This window comes from Salinivirga sp. (assembly GCF_055145285.1).
In genome coordinates, this window is the sequence record NZ_JBSRDC010000015.1 from 83,638 (window position 1) to 101,219 (window position 17,582).

Genomic DNA, 17,582 nt, shown 5'->3' on the forward strand with positions numbered 1-17,582 from the left:
GAATTTAATGTGTAATAAAGGTAATAAAATCAACGGATGCGATGCAAACCGTTGATTTTATAATAAATTATTAAGAACGGCCCCAATTGGCATTTTTCACCCAATTCGTCAGGAATTGAGCGTTTTCGTATGGTATGCCCGGCATAAACCCATGACCCAGGTTGAAAATCCAATCGGAGTGGTGCTTGCCAAAATCCAAATATTGGTTTAACCTTTTTTCAATTACAGGCTGATCGGCGAACAATAAACGAGGATCCAGGTTTCCTTGCAGGCCAATTTTCGGGTGTGTGAGTTTCCGGGCTTCAACAAGTTCAATTTGCCAATCGATACTAACATAATCGCAGTGTTCGGGTGTAAGCAAACCTAAACCTGTACTTAATCCTTTTGGGAAAAATATAAACGGTAAATTTGCTTCCCGGGCAGCTTTGGCTATCCGCTTTACCGAAGTCATAAATAACTCATTATAGAGTTCCACAGGAATTAATCCGGCATGTGTTTCAAACAACTGGAACACATCAATTTTATGAGCAGCCTGCTGTTTTAAATATTCGATGGAAAGGTCTGTAACAGCCTCAATTAGTTTTTTAGTTGTCGCTCTATTTTTATAAATATATTTTGTAGCATTGGGAAATGCCTGGTGGGTGCCCAGGCCTTCGATCATATAGCACAAGACAGTAAGAGGGCCACCGCAAAATCCAATTAGGGGCGTGTCTGCAGGTCGTTTGCGAATAATGGCATCAATCACATCATAAATATACTGCAGTTTATCCGGATCGGGATTCAGGTTGGGTTGATCGACGGATTTTAAAGGTTTTTCGAAAACCGGCCCTTTTTCTTTAAAATCCAAACCCATACCCATAGCGTATGGAATCACAAGAATGTCTGAGAATAATATAGCTGCATCCACACCTAAATCATCAATGGGCATCAAAGTTACATCTGCAGCCATTTCGGATTTTTTCATCATTTCCCAAAACGTGTGTTTCTCTTTCAGGGCAAGGTAAGAAGGCAACACACGACCAGCCTGACGCATAAACCATACGGGAGGCCTGCTGTGAGGCTTCCCGTTTATGGTGTCTAATAATATTGAATTCATAAAACGAATTTACAATTGTTTAAGTGCATTTAAGTTCGCGGCAATGGTTTGATCGATATCTTCATCGGAGTGCACATACGAAACAAAACCAGCTTCATACTGCGATGGAGCGAGGTAAATACCACTTTCCAGTGCTAAACGGAAGTATTTTGCGTAACGAGCCGGATCCGAGGTCATGGCATCATCGAATGAATTCACCGCTTTATTATCGGTAAAGAACAACGTAATCATACTTCCTATGTGGTTAACTACTCCATTGATTCCTGTATCTTTCAGGTTCTTTCGCATTCCTTCAGCCAGTTTGGTTGTTTTGCGTTCCAGCTCCGGATAGATGTCGGCATTGTTGTGCAATTCGTTCAACATGGCATAACCAGCATGCATGGCCAGCGGATTGCCGGAAAGCGTTCCAGCCTGGTAAATAGCTCCATTAGGAGCCAGCTTTTCCATTATTTCTTTTTTACCACCATAGGCGCCTACTGGAAGTCCACCGCCGATAATTTTACCGAGGGTTGTAATATCAGGCTCTACGCCAAAGTGTAATTGTGCGCCACCTTTGGCCGCGCGGAATCCACTCATTACCTCATCAAATATCAATAAGGCTCCATGTTTTTTTGTAATTTCACGTACGCCTTCAATAAAGGATTTGTCTGGAATTATCACTCCCATATTACCGGCTACAGGCTCGAGTATAACAGCTGCGATTTCATCACCATGAGATTCAAAAAGAGCTTTTACCGATTCCAGATCGTTGTATTTAGCTGTTAATGTATCTTGTGCAGTACCTTTGGTGACACCGGGGCTATCGGGTAATCCGAGGGTAATGGCACCGGAGCCGGCTTTAATCAGGAAGCTATCGGCATGACCGTGATAATTTCCTTCAAACTTAATGAACTTGTCACGCCCCGTATAACCACGAGCCAAACGTAATGCGCTCATGGTGGCCTCTGTACCGGAGTTGACCATTCGCACGATATCAATCGATGGAATTATCTTTGTAATTAATTCAGCAAGTTGAGTTTCAATAATTGTAGGAGCCCCATAACTTGTACCGCGCTCGGCAGCTTCTTTTACGGCTTTAACTACACTGGGGTAGGCATGTCCTAAAATGAGTGGGCCCCATGACCCTACGTAATCGATATATTCATTCTGGTCGATATCGTATATTTTGGATCCTTTACCATGGCTGATGTATACCGGATTCAAATCTACACTCTTAAAGGCTCTTACTGGTGAATTTACGCCACCTGGAATATATTGCACTGCTTTTTTAAATTCAGTTCTCGACTGGTCTATTTTCATTACAAGTAATTTTTAAAGTTTGTCTACAATTTCTTGAGTATGATACGATAAAATAATGTCGGCACCGGCCCGTTTGATGGAAGTTAAGAGCTCTTTTACAATCCGTTCCTCATCAATCCATCCCTTTTCAGCAGCTGCCTTCACCATGGAGAATTCTCCACTCACGTTATAGGCGGCAATAGGAGTATTGAATGTATCTTTGGTTCTGCGAATTACATCCAGATAACTAAGTGCTGGTTTTACCATTACAATATCAGCTCCTTCCTGCAGGTCAAGCTCAATTTCGCGCATCGCTTCATCCGAATTCGGCGGATTCATTTGGTAGGTATCTCGGTTGCCAAACTGTGGTGCACTTTCTGCAGCATCTCTAAAAGGCCCGTAAAAGGCAGAAGCATATTTTGCTGAATATGACATAATGGGCATATTGTAATAACCGGCCTCATCCAGCGTATCGCGCATGTGTCCTACGCGCCCGTCCATCATATCGCTGGGTGCCACCATATCTGCTCCTACACGGGCAAATGAGATGGCTTGTTTTGAGAGTGTTTCTAAGGTTTTATCATTATGTACATCACCATCTACAATGGTTCCGCAGTGTCCGTGAGTAGTATATTCACAATTGCAAACATCAGCAATGATATATAATTCGGGTACTTTTTCTTTAATTGCTTTGATCGCGCGTTGTACAATAGCATCATCATGTGTGGCTACCAGACCGTGTTCGTCTTTCTTTTCTGGAATACCGAAAAGCAAAATGGAACGCACACCTTTGGCGTAAAGTTCCTCACAGGTTTTAACCATCATATCTACTGAAAGTTGATAATTGCCGGGCATGGACTTAATGGGGTTTTTTACACCTTCGCCAGGGCAGGCAAAAAGGGGCATTACTAAGTCTGCTGGGCGTAAGATTGTTTCTTCAACCATATCTCTAATAGCCTGGTTTTTTCGTAAGCGTCTTAGTCGTGTTCTGGGAAATGTCATAATATTACGTTTTAATGATTATACTTTAGGTTGATTGTGTTCAAAGTATTGCGCCATTTCATTTACAAGCACTTCCAAATTAGGCAGGGAGGGCATAAAATCCGGTGTAACCCCTTGAGCTTGTAAGGCTTTTTGGGTAGTGGAACCGATAACGGCGACTTTTAAATGCGTTTGATTTAGGTCAGCACTGTGGTGAGTGTAAAAAGCCTCCACAGCAGACGGGCTCATGAAAAGAACAATATCGTTATCCTGATTTTGAATCAGGTTCTGGATTGCTGTTTCTGCATATTTGATTTTCTGGGTTTTGTATGTAATTACTTTCCGGCAAAAGTGCTTTGATTCCAGTATATGCAGTAAGTTATCAGAAGATAAGTTGCCGGCAGAAATCAGAATTTGCTGTGGTGTTGCACCTAGCACGTTTATCAATTCCCGGGCAAACGATTCTGCATTTTTGCAGGAAGATATGAAATCTGCTTTTTTGCCATATTGAGCCAATGTTTCGGCCGTGGCCTTTCCGATAACCGCATACTTAAAGGTGGTTTCGTGGGAGGTTTGTTGTATTGCGCGCAGCCACTCAAAGAAATAAGTTACACTATTGGAACTGGAAAATACCACCCATTGAATATCATTCAGTTGTGTTGCTTTTTCTAGAGAAGGATTATTTGCAGCAGATATTTTAATCAGAGGGAACTTAACCATACGTGCACCATGGTTTTTCAAAAGATTGCCGAGTTTCTCAGCTTTCTTAACATTACTGGTAGCAATGATGGTTTTTCCTCTGAGTGCTGTCATATTATTGACTATTGAATTTGCGAATTCGTTCCAATATATCTGCCGAACCCTTAGCAATGAAATAATCAGCAAGGTCATTGGCAAGTCGGTCAGCGTTGCTTAATTTTCCTTCTACTACATGTTCAATTGCATTGGTTCCATCTACATAAGCCATAAACCCCCGCATGTTTAGGTTATCGGCTTTCACGGATGAGTAGCAACCGATTGGGATTTGGCAGCCACCTTCGAGCTTTCGCAGGAAAATCCGCTCTGCATTTGTTGTTTGTAAGGTCAAGGGGTCTGAAATATCGTGTAGAATTTCATGAGTACGTGCATCATCTTCCCGAATCTCCATAGCAATGGCGCCTTGAGATACGGCCGGAATGATTACTTCCGGATCGATAATTTCAGAAATATAACGATCGAGTCCGATGCGCTGCAGTCCGGCAGCTGCCATGAGCATCACATCGCAGTGGCCGTTTTCCATCTTACGCAGCCGTGTATTCACATTGCCTCGAATATCGACAATATGGAATGTGGGATTCATTTTCAGAAGTTGCGCAGACCTTCTAAGACTCGACGTGGCAATAATTACATCGGGTGAAAGATCGCTCATTTTAATGCCTTTGGTACTGACAAGGGCGTCGCGCACCTCACCACGTTTTAATACGCCGCCCAGCTTTAGTCCATCGGGAAGTGTAGTGGGGAGGTCCTTTAAACTATGAACGGCCAAATCGACTTCATCGTCGAACATGGCCTGTTCCAGTTCTTTGGTGAATAATCCTTTATCGCCAATTTTTGATAAGGCGACATCCAAAATTTTATCGCCTTTTGATTTTATAATAACTAATTCGGTTTTTATTTCGGGGAAACGTGCAGCTATTGCTTCCTTTACCTGATTGGCCTGGTAAAGCGCCAGTTGGCTGCCTCGGGTGCCAATTCGTATTTGTTTATTTCTCATCTACAGTTCTTTTTCTAAAGTTAGTTTGATTCAATGAAGTGCTAATTCAAATCGAAGAGAGAGTTCAGAAGCTTAACATATTCCATGCGTTTTCCGTTATGGGTTACCTCTTTAATATTTTTAATCAATAAGCGGGCATATTTTTCTGCAATATGGTCACCATAATTGTCTAACAAATCGTTCTCATCGGCTTTATTTACTTTTTTAAAGCCAGCCAATTCAGTTTGATTAATCAAATTAAAATTTGATTTAACAGTGGAAATTACATCGCCCAGGTTACGCGATGAAAGCCAGTTGTTGTAATCTATCAGGTATTCCTGTATAATCTCATCAATATCGCTCATCAACCGTCTCCTTTTCTCCTCATTTGCAGAGACTACTTCCTGCAGTTGATCTACGTCAAACACCAACGTATTATCCACACCATCTACTTCGGGTGCAATGTTACGTGGTACCGATAAATCGATAAAGAGTTGTTTTTTACCATTTCGTTGTGAAGCGGCTTCGATTACTTCGGGTTGATTGATTAAAGTTTTTTTGGAGCCGGTAGAAACAATTATGATGTCACTTACCTGCATTTGAGGAATAAGGGTTTCGAAGGGAGCTGCTTCAACATTATATTTTTCGGCCAGGTGTTGTGCTTTTTCGTATGTGCGGTTGGTAATAACCACGTCTCTACACCCTTTTTTGATCAGGTTTTTCAGTGTTAGCGTACCTGTTTCTCCAGTCCCCACAACCAGTATGCGGCACGATATCAAATCGGGAAATATTTTCATGCACTTCTCTACACCAGCATAGGATACGGAAAATGCTCCCTGATTAATTTTTGTCTTTGTGCGAATCTTTTTGTTGGCCTCGAATGATTTGGTAAAAAGCCGTGTAAGTTCCGTATCGGATAGTTTATTGTCCAGACTCACTTGCAGTGCCTGTTTCACCTGACGAACGATCTGGTTTTCTCCCAGTACCATTGAGTTGGCGCCGGCGACTACATAAAACAGATGTTTAATAGCCTCGTCTCCTGATTTTAAATAGAAATATTCACGGATATTGGAAGACACATTGCAATAGGCTTTTAAACTTTTCAGCAGAAAGCTAAAAGCTGCTTTCTCACAGCAATCTTCCATCTGGAAATAAAATTCCGATCGATTACAGGTTGACAATACAATTACCCCTGAAAAATCCGGGTTCTCTTTCAATTGGTTGCCCAGTTCTATTACCTGGGATTCATTCAGTGAAAAGTTTTCTCTTACCTGTAATGGAGACGATTCGTAGTTGATTCCTAAAACACCTATCATAATGATCGTTATTTTTAGTGCAAGGTAATCACCAACTTTGTAGAAAACCTGTTATTTGTACTAATTCTAAGTTAAAATTAGCATGTGGTATTGATTTCAGAGAAGTTTAATGTGAAGCAATGGAGTTTGTTTTGGTAATCATAATCAATTTTAATTTTATAGTACCGGCATATTCTGTTTACAATTTCAAGTCCTAACCCGCTACTTCCCTCACTTGTCGATTTTTTTACGAACCGTTTAAATACCTGACTCCTGGGAATTTCCAAAGGTTCTCCACTATTGCATATTTGTAATTTATTTTTTTCCAATGTAATTTGAATTCTTCCCATTTCCGAACCATGAACAATGGCGTTTTTTATTAAATTGGAAATAAGTACTTCAGCCAGTACAGGATTCATATTTACGCAAGTATCTACAGAATTTATATGTAAATCAAATTGTCGTGCATCAATAAGGATCGTATAGTTTTCGATAAGTTGTGAAAGCACTTGATGCAAGTTAATGCATGAAACTTCACCGTACTGATTATTTTCAATTCTGGAAATCATAAGTAAGGATTGGTTCAATTTTGAAAGGCGCTGGGCGGTCTCTAAAATTGTATTTACTATGTTGAGCTCTTTGTTATTAAGATTGTCAGATTGTAGCAAAAGTTCAGCTTTCCCTTTAATGATTGCCAGCGGAGTTTGCAGTTCATGGGTGGTGTTGGCCGTCAGTTCTTTTAAATTCAGGAAATCGTTTTCAATACGCTCCACCATCTTCATGTGCACTTTATTCAATTTGTCAAACTCTTCAATTTCTGATGGTTCCAAATTGAGTTTTTCCTTACTTTGGATATTATAACTTTGGACTTTGGACAAATTACGAAAAAACACGGACCACACTTTCTCAAAAACATGTCGGTTCATAGCATAAATTAATAGCATAAAGACTATTAGAACCATAATGGATGAGATCGTAATGCGTTGTATGAGTTTATCGGCTGACACAAGAGATTTATAGATCGTTACTTGTTTGTTTTTTCCCTTTACTATATGAGAAAACTGCAGCGCACGATAGGGAAGGTAAGCCTGCTTCTCTTCTTTACGCAGTACAGTATCTGCAAATTGTGGTTCAATGTGGCGGTGTTTTCGGAGTGGTTTTATATCAACTTCATAGTTCAAAAATACATGGTTTTCTTTGAGCCTTTCCTGATCAAATACCGTTTTAATTTTATGCATTTGATCCATGAGCTCGCTGTCTACATGGTTCTCAATCATCTGTTTTGAAATATGAAAAAACAGATGATTTCCAGCGAAAATAATAAAGACGCTGATGGTAATAACTATGAGACTTGTTTTGGTAAGTAGCTTCATCCATTAAATTTTTTCTGTGGTTTGTTCTGCTTGTCCATAGTGTCATCTCAACTATGAAATGAAGGGTAAGTTGAAGAAATTTTCGTTTTTACCAAGGCAAAAAATGTGCGCAACGTTCTGTAAACACTTTTTAACGCAAATAAAAATGAAAAGATCTTTACCTGGCCCGTCAGATTATGCTTGACTTGCCACTATTTTATAATGAGCAATTTAAACTTGCTTTTCTTTCTTTAATATTTTGTTTGTATAAACATCATAAACTATATCAATACATCGGCTGTTGGAAGATTAAAAGTTATTCAGCTATAAATTTGTACCCAACGCCATATACAGTTTTTATATAATCTTTACAACCTTGCCTGGTGAGTTTTTTACGTAAGTTTTTAATGTGTATGTACACAAAATCAAGTGATACTAATATGTCTACATGTTCCCCGACCAGGTGCTCAGCAATGGACGTTTTTGATATCACCTGGTTACGATTGGTAATTAAATAATATAGTAAATCAAACTCACTTTTAGTAAATTCAACAGGTTCTCCTTGCACTTTTACCTGCCGATTCTGTAGGTCTACCGTCAGAGATCCAATAATAAGTTCGCTATCCCCTTCAAATTTCAAACGTCGCATCAAACTATAGATGCGGGCATTCAATTCCGCCAAATGAAAGGGTTTCACAAGGTAGTCATCAGCGCCTATATTTAGCCCTTCAATGCGGTTATCCAATTCGTCTTTGGCTGAAATAATGATGATACCCGCCTTTTTGTTTTCTTTTTTCATCTGGCGAATTAGATCCAAACCACTCCCATCTGGCAACCCGATATCTACTACCAAACAATCGTATTCATAGAGTGAACATAGCTCAGAGGCTCTACCCAGGTTGGTGGCGGTGTCGCAATAATACTTTTTGTCCTTAACCAGGTATTCCACTATTGAGTTTGCCAGCTCCTTTGCATCTTCGACCAACAGAATCTTCATATGCGCCTATTTTTTTACTTTCACACGTCCGGCATTTACAAACAATATGATAAAAATACACATTTTAACTCGAAAAAAAACCTAAGTAATCCTTTGCAAATATAAATGAGACTTTGTTCATTTTTGTATCAACTCCGGATAAGCTTATGCAGTGATTCCTCCTTTGAGGTGCATGTGTTAGTTCTGCTGTTGAATGTGGCGCCGCGCTTAAAGAAACGCTATTTTTAGGAAGTTATATTACACATCTGTTCCCAGATCTATCTTTAATTTTATTTTTAGTAGTTGTAGTTCTTTTCTATTTAATAATAAAATGTTAATTTTATAGTTCTCTTTAAAATAGAGCATGGGGATTAATTTGTTGTTTTGTAGCATGTTAGATCGTTTTTTTTTAATGACAATGTTTAAATAAAATATTATGAAATTTATTAAAGTAATTGCTTTTTCCTTTGTTATTATCTGCTCAACTTTGGGCGCTGCAACAGCTCAACAGCATAGTGATGACAAACTGATTTTGGGTGGGACCTATTTTTTTGAAGAAGAGCTGCTTAATACATTAGCTGATTATCTGACAGAAGCGCTGGATATGTCTGTAGAGGTGAAATTGTATGACAAAACAAGCAGTTTGCATGCCGATATGGATAAGCATAACCCTGATATCCTGCTAATGAATTCATACGGATATGTTTATGGACATGCCAAGTATCCGGATTATACTGCATTTGCAGCCTTAGGTACTAAAACTAAACCTGATTCATATAAAAGTTGCATTATCGTAAATGCCGATAGCAAGTACAATACACTTGATGAGCTAATTAATGATGCTTCAAACGTTGACCTGCGTTTTGTGCATGCCACTTCAACATCGGGGCATATTGTACCAAGATATGAATTGCGTAAGCGTGACATTACCCAGGCAGAGGGGGTATTTAAAAATATTGAGTTCGGAGGCAGTCACGAGAAAGTTATTATGTCTGTTATAAAAGGAGAGGCCACTGCTGCGGCATGTGGCATACCCAGCCTTGAGTATTTAATTGAGCAAGATGATTTAAAAAAGGATCAATACCGTATTATTTGGAAATCGCATAAGATCCAGGGAGCACCTGTGGTTTATAATTCGCAGCTCGAAAGCGAAACCAGGGAAAAAATCAGAAATGCTTTTATTAACATGGCAAATGATGGTCCGGAAGCTTATGAATTTGTAAGGTCTACTTTTCATGCTGATAAAAAAAGCAAATTTATTCCGGTTGATGATAGCGAGTATGATGTTATAAGAAGTATGGCTTCAAGTATGGATGACCTTATTCTTTTCCTTAATTTCTATTTGCAATAAGATTTATTTTTTTACATCCGGGGCTTGCATTTTTCCCGTTGATTGGGTAAAAACGCTTATCGTTTAAGCTTTTCTTGCTTTTTTTAAGCGTCTGATGAACAGGACGACAAAGATAAGCTTGAGCGTAAGTCCGGTTATCATTAAATAAATATATTGATTGTTTGTGGTGTGATACTTCATTGCAATACCACTGAAAAATACCAGAAGGCCAATAATTAAAAAGAGCAATTCGTATCCGGGTTTGTAAAATCCAAGCCAAATTTGTAAGGCGATATAATAAATTTTGAGCAACCCACCTGTGGCCATTAAAGGAATAGCTATGTAGTTTTCCATTCCGGCAAAACGGAATATTATGCCAAGGCTTAGAAGTATGATACCGGTCGGTAAAACCCATTTATGCTTCATGCATTCGTGTTTGTGTATCCGCATCTTTATTCATTACCTGCAGAATTGTTTTTAAAATAATTAAGCAGGTGCAATGGTAAACTTTTTCCCGGTAAGTTCTTCAGAAATCTTCCATAATTTTTTGGCAACATCCTTATCCATGGCATGCGGTTCGGGTTGTGCTAATCCCGGCGCGCCTTTCATATCATTAAACCCCTGGGGGCCATAGTATGCTCCACCTTTCACGTCAGAATCCAGAGCTGCCATAAGTGTGGGTAAAGCTGCCTTTTCCGGGCTGTGTGCCATGAAAAGCATAAATGGCCAGGCTAGAGTGTACAAAACCCTGGGTATAAACCTCGGCAGGTTTGTGCCCGATACGCCCGGATGCGCTGCTACTGAAAGCACTTTTTTACCTGAATCATCAATTTTACGTTGAAGTTCAATTGCAAACATCAGACATGCCAGTTTACTTTGCTGGTAGGCTTCCATTCTGGAATAGCGTTTTTCGGCATTAAGATTTTCAAAGTCTATTTTTCCTTTCTTATGAGCAATACTGCTCAGTGAAACAATACGAGAACCCTCTGTCTTTTGCAAAAGGGGAAATAGCAGGTTGGTCAGAAGAAAATGACTGAAATAATTTACACCTATCTGGGATTCGAAACCATCTTTTGTTTTGGAAAATGGCGGAATCATAATGCCGGCATTATTAATCAGCAAATCTAAACGTTTATACTTTTTCTCGTAATTATCTGCAAATTCCCTCACCGATTGCAGGTTCCCTAAATCTATTGTCATAAGTTCCAGGTCAGCTTCCGGGGTATCTTTTTTAATCGCATTAATGGCATTTTTACCCTTCTCTGCATTTCGGCATGCCATAATAATTTTCATTCCGGTTGTAGCAAGGCCACGAGCAGTCTCATATCCCAGACCACTGTTAGCACCTGTAACTATGGCTATTCGGCCTTCTTGTTTTGGTATTTGTTTTATATTAAAAGTCATAAGATTAAATTTTTATTAGTCCGATGTTGGTTTATTTGTTAGTACAATATGACAGAAATAATTTCCATTATAATCTGTACTCCCTTACTACATCTTTCAAACAGGTGGTTTTGCCTATTGTTTGTATTTTTATAAATATTCTATAGCAATTCACCAATTAGTTAACGAAAAACCGGATATCAACAGCCATGTTTAGTGCAATAGCAGTGGAAAAACAGGGTGTCTCTGCAAGCAACCCTGATTTTTATGCAAATCCTGCTCGGTTGAGAACTTTAGATTTTACCACACCATTTTGCTTGTAAAAAGTAATTAAGTTCAGAATAACGACAGCGGTTAATCACTACATTTGCCAGCATGCCAATAGATATTAGTATCGAGAATTATCTGGAAGAACTTCAGCACCTGCCACTAATTGATGTGCGCACGCCCGCTGAGTATGAAAAAGGCCATATTCCCGGAGCGGTCAATATTCCTTTGTTTTCGAACGAAGAACGTGCGCATGTAGGCACTGTTTACAAGCAGGAATCGAAGGAAGCTGCTATGGAGTTTGGTTATAAGTATGTAAATCCTAAGCTTAATGCATACATAGAGGAATCATTAAAAGCGGCACCTGATAAAAAAACAGTGATTTATTGCTGGCGGGGCGGAATGCGGAGCCATGCATTTGCCGAACATCTCGAAGACAACAATTTTAGGCGAGTGAACGTAATTGAGCATGGCTATAAGGCGTACCGAAAACTCGCGGTTAATAATTACGATAAAGGTGAACTGCGTGTACTTGGTGGTTATACAGGTAGCGGTAAAACCCATATTCTGCATGAAATGCAAAAACAAGGGCAGCAGGTAATTGATTTGGAAGGGCTGGCCAATCATAAAGGGTCGGCATTTGGTAATATTGGAATGGAAACACAACCCACTACAGAACAATTCGAAAATAACCTGTATTGGGAATGGCAGAAACTGGACTTAAGCGAACCAATATGGATTGAAGACGAAAGTGTAAATATTGGAAATGTTAACCTACCTGTATCGCTTTTTCGGCGCATGCGTGAGTCAGAGCTGTATTTTATCGAAATTAGCAAAGAGGCCAGGGCAAAATTATTGGTTAAGGAATACACCATAGAAAATAAAGAAAAACTTGCTCAAGGCATACAAAGAATAAGTAAACGATTAGGCCCCCAAAATACTAAAGCAGCCCTGGAGAAGCTTGAAAGGAATAATTTTTTTGAAGTTGCCCTTCTCACGCTTACTTATTATGACAAATATTACAAGAAAGGAATGGGGAAAAGAAACTCAGATAACGTACATTTTATAAATCTACAAGACACTTCTGCCAGGGAAAATGCAGAACAAATATTAAACTTACAATATGACCGGAATAAAATTGACACAATTTAGTCATGGTGCAGGATGCGGATGTAAAATTGCACCTTCTTTGTTGACAGATATTTTGAAAACCAGCACACCTGATTTAACCGACGAGAATCTGCTCGTGGGAAATAATAGCCGCGATGATGCTGCTGTATACAAAATGGATGATGACACTGCTATTATCAGCACCACAGACTTTTTTATGCCCATTGCCGATGACCCTTATACATTTGGCAAAATAGCTGCCGCCAACGCTATGAGCGATGTATATGCCATGGGAGGTAAACCATTAATGGCCATTGCAATATTGGGTTGGCCCATTGACAAACTTCCGGCTGAAGTGGCTTCGCAAGTGATGGACGGAGGACGAGCTGCATGTAAAGAAGCCGGAATTGTAATAGCCGGTGGGCATAGTATCGATAGCCCTGAGCCCATTTTTGGGTTGGCTGTGACAGGTAAAGTAGAAATCAGCAAATTAAAACGCAATGATACAGCCACCGAAGGTTGCCGGCTTTACCTTACCAAACCTTTGGGTGTAGGAATACTATCAACGGCACAGAAACAGGGTAAGTTGAAAAATGAACATGCCACAATCGCTTCCGATTCAATGTGTAAACTGAACGATGTAGGCTTACAGCTCGCTGATATTGAAGGTGTGAAATCGATGACAGACGTAACAGGATTTGGTTTAATGGGCCATTTGAGTGAAATGTGCGAAGGGAGTAAGCTCAGTGCAACAATCGAATTTAATAAGGTGCCCAGAATCCATGAGGCAGAAGCGTATATCAAGGCAAAGTGCTTGCCGGGCGGTTTGCATAAAAACTGGCATACTTATCACCAAAATGTAGATTTAGCCAACGAAGCTTACAAGCCTTTTTTGTTTGATCCACAAACAAGCGGTGGCTTGCTGATAGCTGTAGAACTCCATGCTACTAAGGAAGTTGAGCAAATTTTGCAGGATAGTGGCCTTGAAAGTGAGCCTTTTGGCTTGTTAACCAAATCGTCAGATAAACTAATCAACGTGCGCTAGTTTAGCTTCTTTTTTCCTAATGCGGTGTTTAATCCAATTATGGGCAATTACGCCCGATAATATCAGGGCAGCACCAAATAATTCTCTGGGGTTGAGTGTTTCATTAATAAAAATATAGCTGCACAAGGCGGCAAAAATTGGTTCTGTGGCCAAAATAATCGATACTTTAATGGCGGGTACGAATTGCTGAACCCACACGGTTATGAAATAGCACACAAGCGTACCGATTAATCCGAGATATAGCAACGATAAACCAGATGATGTAGTAAGTTGCGGCACACCATTATTGGTAAAAAGAAATGCCACAAGACTGGCCAACATAGCTCCCATAAATTGATAAAGCACAATAATTCCGGCATCAGCCTTTTGTACAAAACGCTGCGCAAATACAATATGAAAAGCTAATGATAATGCTGTAATAAGCGTAATGATATCGCCAATATTAATGTCTGTTTCCAGATCGTAAGTCAGGAAAAATAATCCTACCAGAACGATTCCTACCGACACCAAATCTATTTTCAGAATTTTGTATTTGAACAAAGTAAACAGCAGAAATGGTACAATAACCACGGCCGAACCGGTAATAAAGGCACTGTGGCCGGTACTGGTGTATTTTAATCCGATGGTTTGACTCAGGTATATCGAGGCCAGTAAGAATCCCAGAACCGTGCCATAGAGGAAAGCACTTTTTTGTTTTAATTTTTGAGGCTTTTTAATCAGGTTGTAAATCAACAGAGCTGCAAAAGCAAGGCCTGTGCGTGTAAATACAATGAAAGACTCGTCAACTGTAGTTACGGTATCTTTTATAATAAAAAAGGTAGACCCCCAAATAAGCGAAACCAGAAAAAGCAAGAATGTGTACATGGCATTTTTTATTCGCAGTAAAAATAAGCGCTTTTATACCACGGTAAAATTGATTCGAAAAATTGTACGGAATTAATACACAGTAGTAATTTATTTTTGGCGCGTCAGATAAGACATATTCATGCTTATTATTTTGCCATTATTCCATGTTTCACTGTGAAAAATATACTTGTCGCCCATAGTATATAATCTGAAGCGATATTCATGCTCTTCAAAAACGCCTTTCAAGTAGTAAACGTTTCCTTCTTTCGTGCCTTTTGCCTCAAATGGCCCTTGCTTCATTAAGACAGAATCATTTTCAATGATCAGCGTCATGCCCTTAGTTAAATCTTTGCCGTTTTTTATTCCATATGCTGTAATAGATAAATTCACAGAGTCGACAATTTTCATAGTTTCCTTGTAATCATGCGCCACCACGTCTTTTCCATTTTCAATAATGTAGGTGTGGTTATGCCATTTTCCTTCCAGAAATTTCACCAACTCATTGGCATTTTGTTGGGCATTAATATTTAAGGCGAAAATGATCCATAAAACGAATAGGATAAATTTTTTCATAGCATAATATTTAGCAGTTAACTGTAGTATATCTTCAACAGTAATTTTTAAACCACATTTTTACTCATGATGTGCATCAATGCTTTTTATCTACGTAAGATAAGAAATTTTTTAATATCACTTATGGTCAATTGTATAAGATTGAGGATGACAGGAAATTCACTTTTGAATATGCTTTGATTACATAATCAGTTTTGCGAATGTAGAAAAAGTCCTTAACTTTTCAATAAAAACTATGTATAACCGATTAATCACCAATATTAGACCACTGGGCTTTACCTGGGAAACGCAAAACCCGTTTTTGTTTTGTGTGCATCATCTCGATCATTACCCTAAAGGTAACGAGGAGTTAGGGCCCGATGCTTCCCTTGCAGGGCGCAATCTCGGACAGGATTTCACAACTAAAGATGGTTGGCGCATGTATCACGGTGAATCTATTCCCGGCTTTCCGGCGCATCCGCATCGTGGATTCGAAACCATTACTGTTGTACTCAATGGTTTTGTCGACCATTCTGACTCACACGGTGCAGCCGGCCGTTACGGCAACGGCGATGTGCAATGGATGACTGCCGGCGCCGGTTTACAACATGCCGAGATGTTTCCACTGTTGAAAACACAGGAAGAGAATCCGTTGGAGCTTTTTCAGATTTGGCTTAATTTGCCCAAATCAAGAAAATTTGCCGACCCTCATTATAAAATGTTGTGGGCCGAAGATATTCCCGTTTTCAAATCCACTGATGCTAAGGGAGGCAGCACGGAAGTAACCATTATTGCAGGTAGCATAGAAGATACTGTTGCACCCCCACCTGCTCCGGATTCCTGGGCTGCTACCAATGATAATGATGTGAGCATCTGGCTCATTAAAATGGACCCGCATGCCACCTGGGAAATCCCCACTGCCACCGCGGAGGCCAACCGTTCATTGTATTTCTACAGCGGTACGGGGATTAAGGTTGCCGGTATTGATATTCAGCCATACCATTCCATCGACCTTTTGGCAGATGAAAAAGTTATTATTGAAAATGGCTACGATGATGCCTATATGTTGCTTTTGCAAGGGCAACCGATTAACGAACCTGTAGTGCAGCATGGCCCGTTTGTAATGAATACCGGTGCTGAGATTAAACAAGCCATTATGGATTATCAGCAAACACAGTTTGGGGGGTGGCCCTGGCCACGGCACGATAATGTGCACAATCGTGAGGAGGGGCGGTTTGCCAAATATGCCGATGGTAAAGAGGAGCGCCCGTAATACTTCTTTGTATACAAATGCTTACAATATTTTACCAAAATAAAAGGGCTTTCCAATGCATCGGAAAGCCCTTGCTTTTTCGTTTAATTAGATTGAATCTTAAAACATGAATCCAATACTACCAATAACTTGCGATTGGCGTTGGTCTGTTTTAAATGAATTGTCCCCAATATTTACTTCATCTCCCAGCTTACTTAATGGAAATTCATAGCGAACATCCACGGTAACTTTTTTCAAAATATCGATACCTACACCAACTGTTCCACCAAAAGTGGCCAGCTCTGTAGCATCAGAAAATGAGGTCAGCCCCTCTTTAACTTCTGCTTTGGCTCCCTCAACATTGGGGTCTAATTTAAAACTGGCAACCGGGCCAAGATTAAATCGTGCCGGTCCGAGTTTCATACCCACTAAAACAGGGATATCAAAACTATTGTATTTTATCGTTGCTGTTGATGATTCTAATTCGCCGGCTAAGTTATCAGTGTCACTGAAGTCAATAGATGCCTCCGCATGTGAGAATATCAATTCGGGTTGAATGTAAATTCCCAACACTTTTAAGCGTGCAAATGCACCAAAGTGATAACCCATTTCATAAGATTTTGGCTCAAATTTGATTCCTGGCCTGTTTATGGCCTGAGGATTGATGATTTCTGTTTCTCCATCTGGAGCTAAAATTATCAAATCGTCCTCGTTTGGCCCGCCAGGCAAATAATCTGGCTTAATTGTAATGTCATTTTCAATACTAAAATCATCAAAACTTACTTTTGTAGAATTTACACCAGCTTTCACACCCCATGTAAAAATCTGGGAAAAAGATACTTGAGCAACAAGTACCATGCCTATTAGGAATACAAGTTTTTTCATAATATTTTGGTTTTGGTTCCATGGTAAAAATAATAATTTAAACAGACCTGAGCATATTTTTTACACAACTTTTCGGTTAATGAATCATTTTGTTTTGTGAATGTCATGTTTTCATAGGTTTCAAAATAAAAATGACCATCGGTCGCCAAAGGCTTGCTGACGGCACAGCACATTTATTGGAGTTTTTTTACACGCATTATAT

The 17,582-nt window shown here is 39.6% G+C and carries 18 protein-coding genes; 4 read left to right on the forward strand and 14 right to left on the reverse strand.

Annotated features, from left to right (window positions below; translation table 11 throughout):
• Positions 1–70: 70 nt before the first annotated feature.
• From hemE to ACTB0Y_RS02980, 9 genes are all read right to left on the reverse strand, one after another.
• Positions 71–1,096, reverse strand: a complete 1,026-nt coding sequence (gene hemE / locus ACTB0Y_RS02940; RefSeq protein ID WP_463205298.1) for a uroporphyrinogen decarboxylase — start codon at positions 1,094–1,096, stop codon at positions 71–73.
• 9 nt (positions 1,097–1,105) lie between these two features.
• The gene (hemL, locus tag ACTB0Y_RS02945; protein WP_463205299.1) at positions 1,106–2,395 is read right to left on the reverse strand and encodes a glutamate-1-semialdehyde 2,1-aminomutase; all 1,290 of its coding nucleotides are present in this window, start codon (positions 2,393–2,395) and stop codon (positions 1,106–1,108) included.
• A 12-nt stretch (positions 2,396–2,407) separates the two neighbouring features.
• Positions 2,408–3,376 (reverse strand): porphobilinogen synthase, encoded by a 969-nt coding sequence (hemB, locus tag ACTB0Y_RS02950; RefSeq protein WP_463205300.1) that lies wholly within the window; start codon positions 3,374–3,376, stop codon positions 2,408–2,410.
• An 18-nt stretch (positions 3,377–3,394) separates the two neighbouring features.
• Positions 3,395–4,168: a uroporphyrinogen-III synthase gene (locus ACTB0Y_RS02955; protein WP_463205301.1), complete on the reverse strand. Its 774-nt coding sequence runs from the start codon at positions 4,166–4,168 to the stop codon at positions 3,395–3,397.
• A 1-nt stretch (position 4,169) separates the two neighbouring features.
• Positions 4,170–5,108, reverse strand: a complete 939-nt coding sequence (hemC, locus tag ACTB0Y_RS02960) for a hydroxymethylbilane synthase (RefSeq protein ID WP_463205302.1) — start codon at positions 5,106–5,108, stop codon at positions 4,170–4,172.
• A gap of 41 nt (positions 5,109–5,149) precedes the next feature.
• Positions 5,150–6,403: a glutamyl-tRNA reductase gene (gene hemA, locus ACTB0Y_RS02965; RefSeq protein WP_463205303.1), complete on the reverse strand. Its 1,254-nt coding sequence runs from the start codon at positions 6,401–6,403 to the stop codon at positions 5,150–5,152.
• Positions 6,404–6,480: 77 nt separating this feature from the next.
• Positions 6,481–7,755 (reverse strand): sensor histidine kinase, encoded by a 1,275-nt coding sequence (locus ACTB0Y_RS02970; protein ID WP_463205304.1) that lies wholly within the window; start codon positions 7,753–7,755, stop codon positions 6,481–6,483.
• A gap of 295 nt (positions 7,756–8,050) precedes the next feature.
• Positions 8,051–8,731, reverse strand: coding sequence for a response regulator transcription factor (locus tag ACTB0Y_RS02975; protein WP_463205305.1), 681 nt, complete (start codon positions 8,729–8,731; stop codon positions 8,051–8,053).
• A 237-nt stretch (positions 8,732–8,968) separates the two neighbouring features.
• Positions 8,969–9,103, reverse strand: a complete 135-nt coding sequence (locus ACTB0Y_RS02980) for a hypothetical protein (protein ID WP_463205306.1) — start codon at positions 9,101–9,103, stop codon at positions 8,969–8,971.
• Between the two features lie 43 nt (positions 9,104–9,146).
• On the opposite strand from ACTB0Y_RS02980, the gene ACTB0Y_RS02985 reads away from it, so the two are divergent.
• The gene (locus tag ACTB0Y_RS02985) at positions 9,147–10,061 is read left to right on the forward strand and encodes a phosphate/phosphite/phosphonate ABC transporter substrate-binding protein (RefSeq protein WP_463205307.1); all 915 of its coding nucleotides are present in this window, start codon (positions 9,147–9,149) and stop codon (positions 10,059–10,061) included.
• A gap of 63 nt (positions 10,062–10,124) precedes the next feature.
• On the opposite strand, the gene ACTB0Y_RS02990 is transcribed toward ACTB0Y_RS02985, so the two are convergent.
• Complete coding sequence (locus tag ACTB0Y_RS02990) at positions 10,125–10,466, reverse strand: hypothetical protein (protein WP_463205308.1); 342 nt, start codon at positions 10,464–10,466, stop codon at positions 10,125–10,127.
• A gap of 60 nt (positions 10,467–10,526) precedes the next feature.
• The gene (locus ACTB0Y_RS02995) at positions 10,527–11,444 is read right to left on the reverse strand and encodes an oxidoreductase (RefSeq protein ID WP_463205309.1); all 918 of its coding nucleotides are present in this window, start codon (positions 11,442–11,444) and stop codon (positions 10,527–10,529) included.
• 354 nt (positions 11,445–11,798) lie between these two features.
• Between ACTB0Y_RS02995 and mnmH the strand changes: the two genes are divergently transcribed.
• Positions 11,799–12,842, forward strand: coding sequence for a tRNA 2-selenouridine(34) synthase MnmH (gene mnmH, locus ACTB0Y_RS03000; RefSeq protein WP_463205310.1), 1,044 nt, complete (start codon positions 11,799–11,801; stop codon positions 12,840–12,842).
• The gene (selD, locus tag ACTB0Y_RS03005) at positions 12,814–13,845 is read left to right on the forward strand and encodes a selenide, water dikinase SelD (RefSeq protein ID WP_463205311.1); all 1,032 of its coding nucleotides are present in this window, start codon (positions 12,814–12,816) and stop codon (positions 13,843–13,845) included. The genes mnmH and selD overlap by 29 nt, the downstream gene beginning before the upstream one ends.
• Here selD and ACTB0Y_RS03010 read toward each other — a convergent pair.
• Positions 13,828–14,709, reverse strand: coding sequence for a DMT family transporter (locus ACTB0Y_RS03010; RefSeq protein ID WP_463205312.1), 882 nt, complete (start codon positions 14,707–14,709; stop codon positions 13,828–13,830). The genes selD and ACTB0Y_RS03010 overlap by 18 nt on opposite strands.
• A 90-nt stretch (positions 14,710–14,799) precedes the next feature.
• Complete coding sequence (locus tag ACTB0Y_RS03015; RefSeq protein WP_463205313.1) at positions 14,800–15,264, reverse strand: hypothetical protein; 465 nt, start codon at positions 15,262–15,264, stop codon at positions 14,800–14,802.
• Positions 15,265–15,499: 235 nt separating this feature from the next.
• Between ACTB0Y_RS03015 and ACTB0Y_RS03020 the strand changes: the two genes are divergently transcribed.
• Positions 15,500–16,516, forward strand: a complete 1,017-nt coding sequence (locus tag ACTB0Y_RS03020; protein WP_463205314.1) for a pirin family protein — start codon at positions 15,500–15,502, stop codon at positions 16,514–16,516.
• Positions 16,517–16,615: 99 nt separating this feature from the next.
• Here the strand turns inward: ACTB0Y_RS03020 and ACTB0Y_RS03025 are convergent, their stop codons facing one another.
• Positions 16,616–17,380: a porin family protein gene (locus tag ACTB0Y_RS03025; RefSeq protein ID WP_463205315.1), complete on the reverse strand. Its 765-nt coding sequence runs from the start codon at positions 17,378–17,380 to the stop codon at positions 16,616–16,618.
• Between the last annotated feature and the right edge of the window lie 202 nt (positions 17,381–17,582).

What these genes read in the sequence shown, in the direction of transcription:
- hemE (WP_463205298.1), bottom strand. Translation starts at nt 1,096, where the DNA reads ATGAATTCAATATTATTAGACACCATAAACGGGAAGCCTCACAGCAGG.
- hemL (WP_463205299.1), bottom strand. Translation starts at nt 2,395, where the DNA reads ATGAAAATAGACCAGTCGAGAACTGAATTTAAAAAAGCAGTGCAATAT.
- hemB (WP_463205300.1), bottom strand. Translation starts at nt 3,376, where the DNA reads ATGACATTTCCCAGAACACGACTAAGACGCTTACGAAAAAACCAGGCT.
- ACTB0Y_RS02955 (WP_463205301.1), bottom strand. Translation starts at nt 4,168, where the DNA reads ATGACAGCACTCAGAGGAAAAACCATCATTGCTACCAGTAATGTTAAG.
- hemC (WP_463205302.1), bottom strand. Translation starts at nt 5,108, where the DNA reads ATGAGAAATAAACAAATACGAATTGGCACCCGAGGCAGCCAACTGGCG.
- hemA (WP_463205303.1), bottom strand. Translation starts at nt 6,403, where the DNA reads ATGATAGGTGTTTTAGGAATCAACTACGAATCGTCTCCATTACAGGTA.
- ACTB0Y_RS02970 (WP_463205304.1), bottom strand. Translation starts at nt 7,755, where the DNA reads ATGAAGCTACTTACCAAAACAAGTCTCATAGTTATTACCATCAGCGTC.
- ACTB0Y_RS02975 (WP_463205305.1), bottom strand. Translation starts at nt 8,731, where the DNA reads ATGAAGATTCTGTTGGTCGAAGATGCAAAGGAGCTGGCAAACTCAATA.
- ACTB0Y_RS02980 (WP_463205306.1), bottom strand. Translation starts at nt 9,103, where the DNA reads ATGCTACAAAACAACAAATTAATCCCCATGCTCTATTTTAAAGAGAAC.
- ACTB0Y_RS02985 (WP_463205307.1), top strand. Translation starts at nt 9,147, where the DNA reads ATGAAATTTATTAAAGTAATTGCTTTTTCCTTTGTTATTATCTGCTCA.
- ACTB0Y_RS02990 (WP_463205308.1), bottom strand. Translation starts at nt 10,466, where the DNA reads ATGAAGCATAAATGGGTTTTACCGACCGGTATCATACTTCTAAGCCTT.
- ACTB0Y_RS02995 (WP_463205309.1), bottom strand. Translation starts at nt 11,444, where the DNA reads ATGACTTTTAATATAAAACAAATACCAAAACAAGAAGGCCGAATAGCC.
- mnmH (WP_463205310.1), top strand. Translation starts at nt 11,799, where the DNA reads ATGCCAATAGATATTAGTATCGAGAATTATCTGGAAGAACTTCAGCAC.
- selD (WP_463205311.1), top strand. Translation starts at nt 12,814, where the DNA reads ATGACCGGAATAAAATTGACACAATTTAGTCATGGTGCAGGATGCGGA.
- ACTB0Y_RS03010 (WP_463205312.1), bottom strand. Translation starts at nt 14,709, where the DNA reads ATGTACACATTCTTGCTTTTTCTGGTTTCGCTTATTTGGGGGTCTACC.
- ACTB0Y_RS03015 (WP_463205313.1), bottom strand. Translation starts at nt 15,264, where the DNA reads ATGAAAAAATTTATCCTATTCGTTTTATGGATCATTTTCGCCTTAAAT.
- ACTB0Y_RS03020 (WP_463205314.1), top strand. Translation starts at nt 15,500, where the DNA reads ATGTATAACCGATTAATCACCAATATTAGACCACTGGGCTTTACCTGG.
- ACTB0Y_RS03025 (WP_463205315.1), bottom strand. Translation starts at nt 17,380, where the DNA reads ATGAAAAAACTTGTATTCCTAATAGGCATGGTACTTGTTGCTCAAGTA.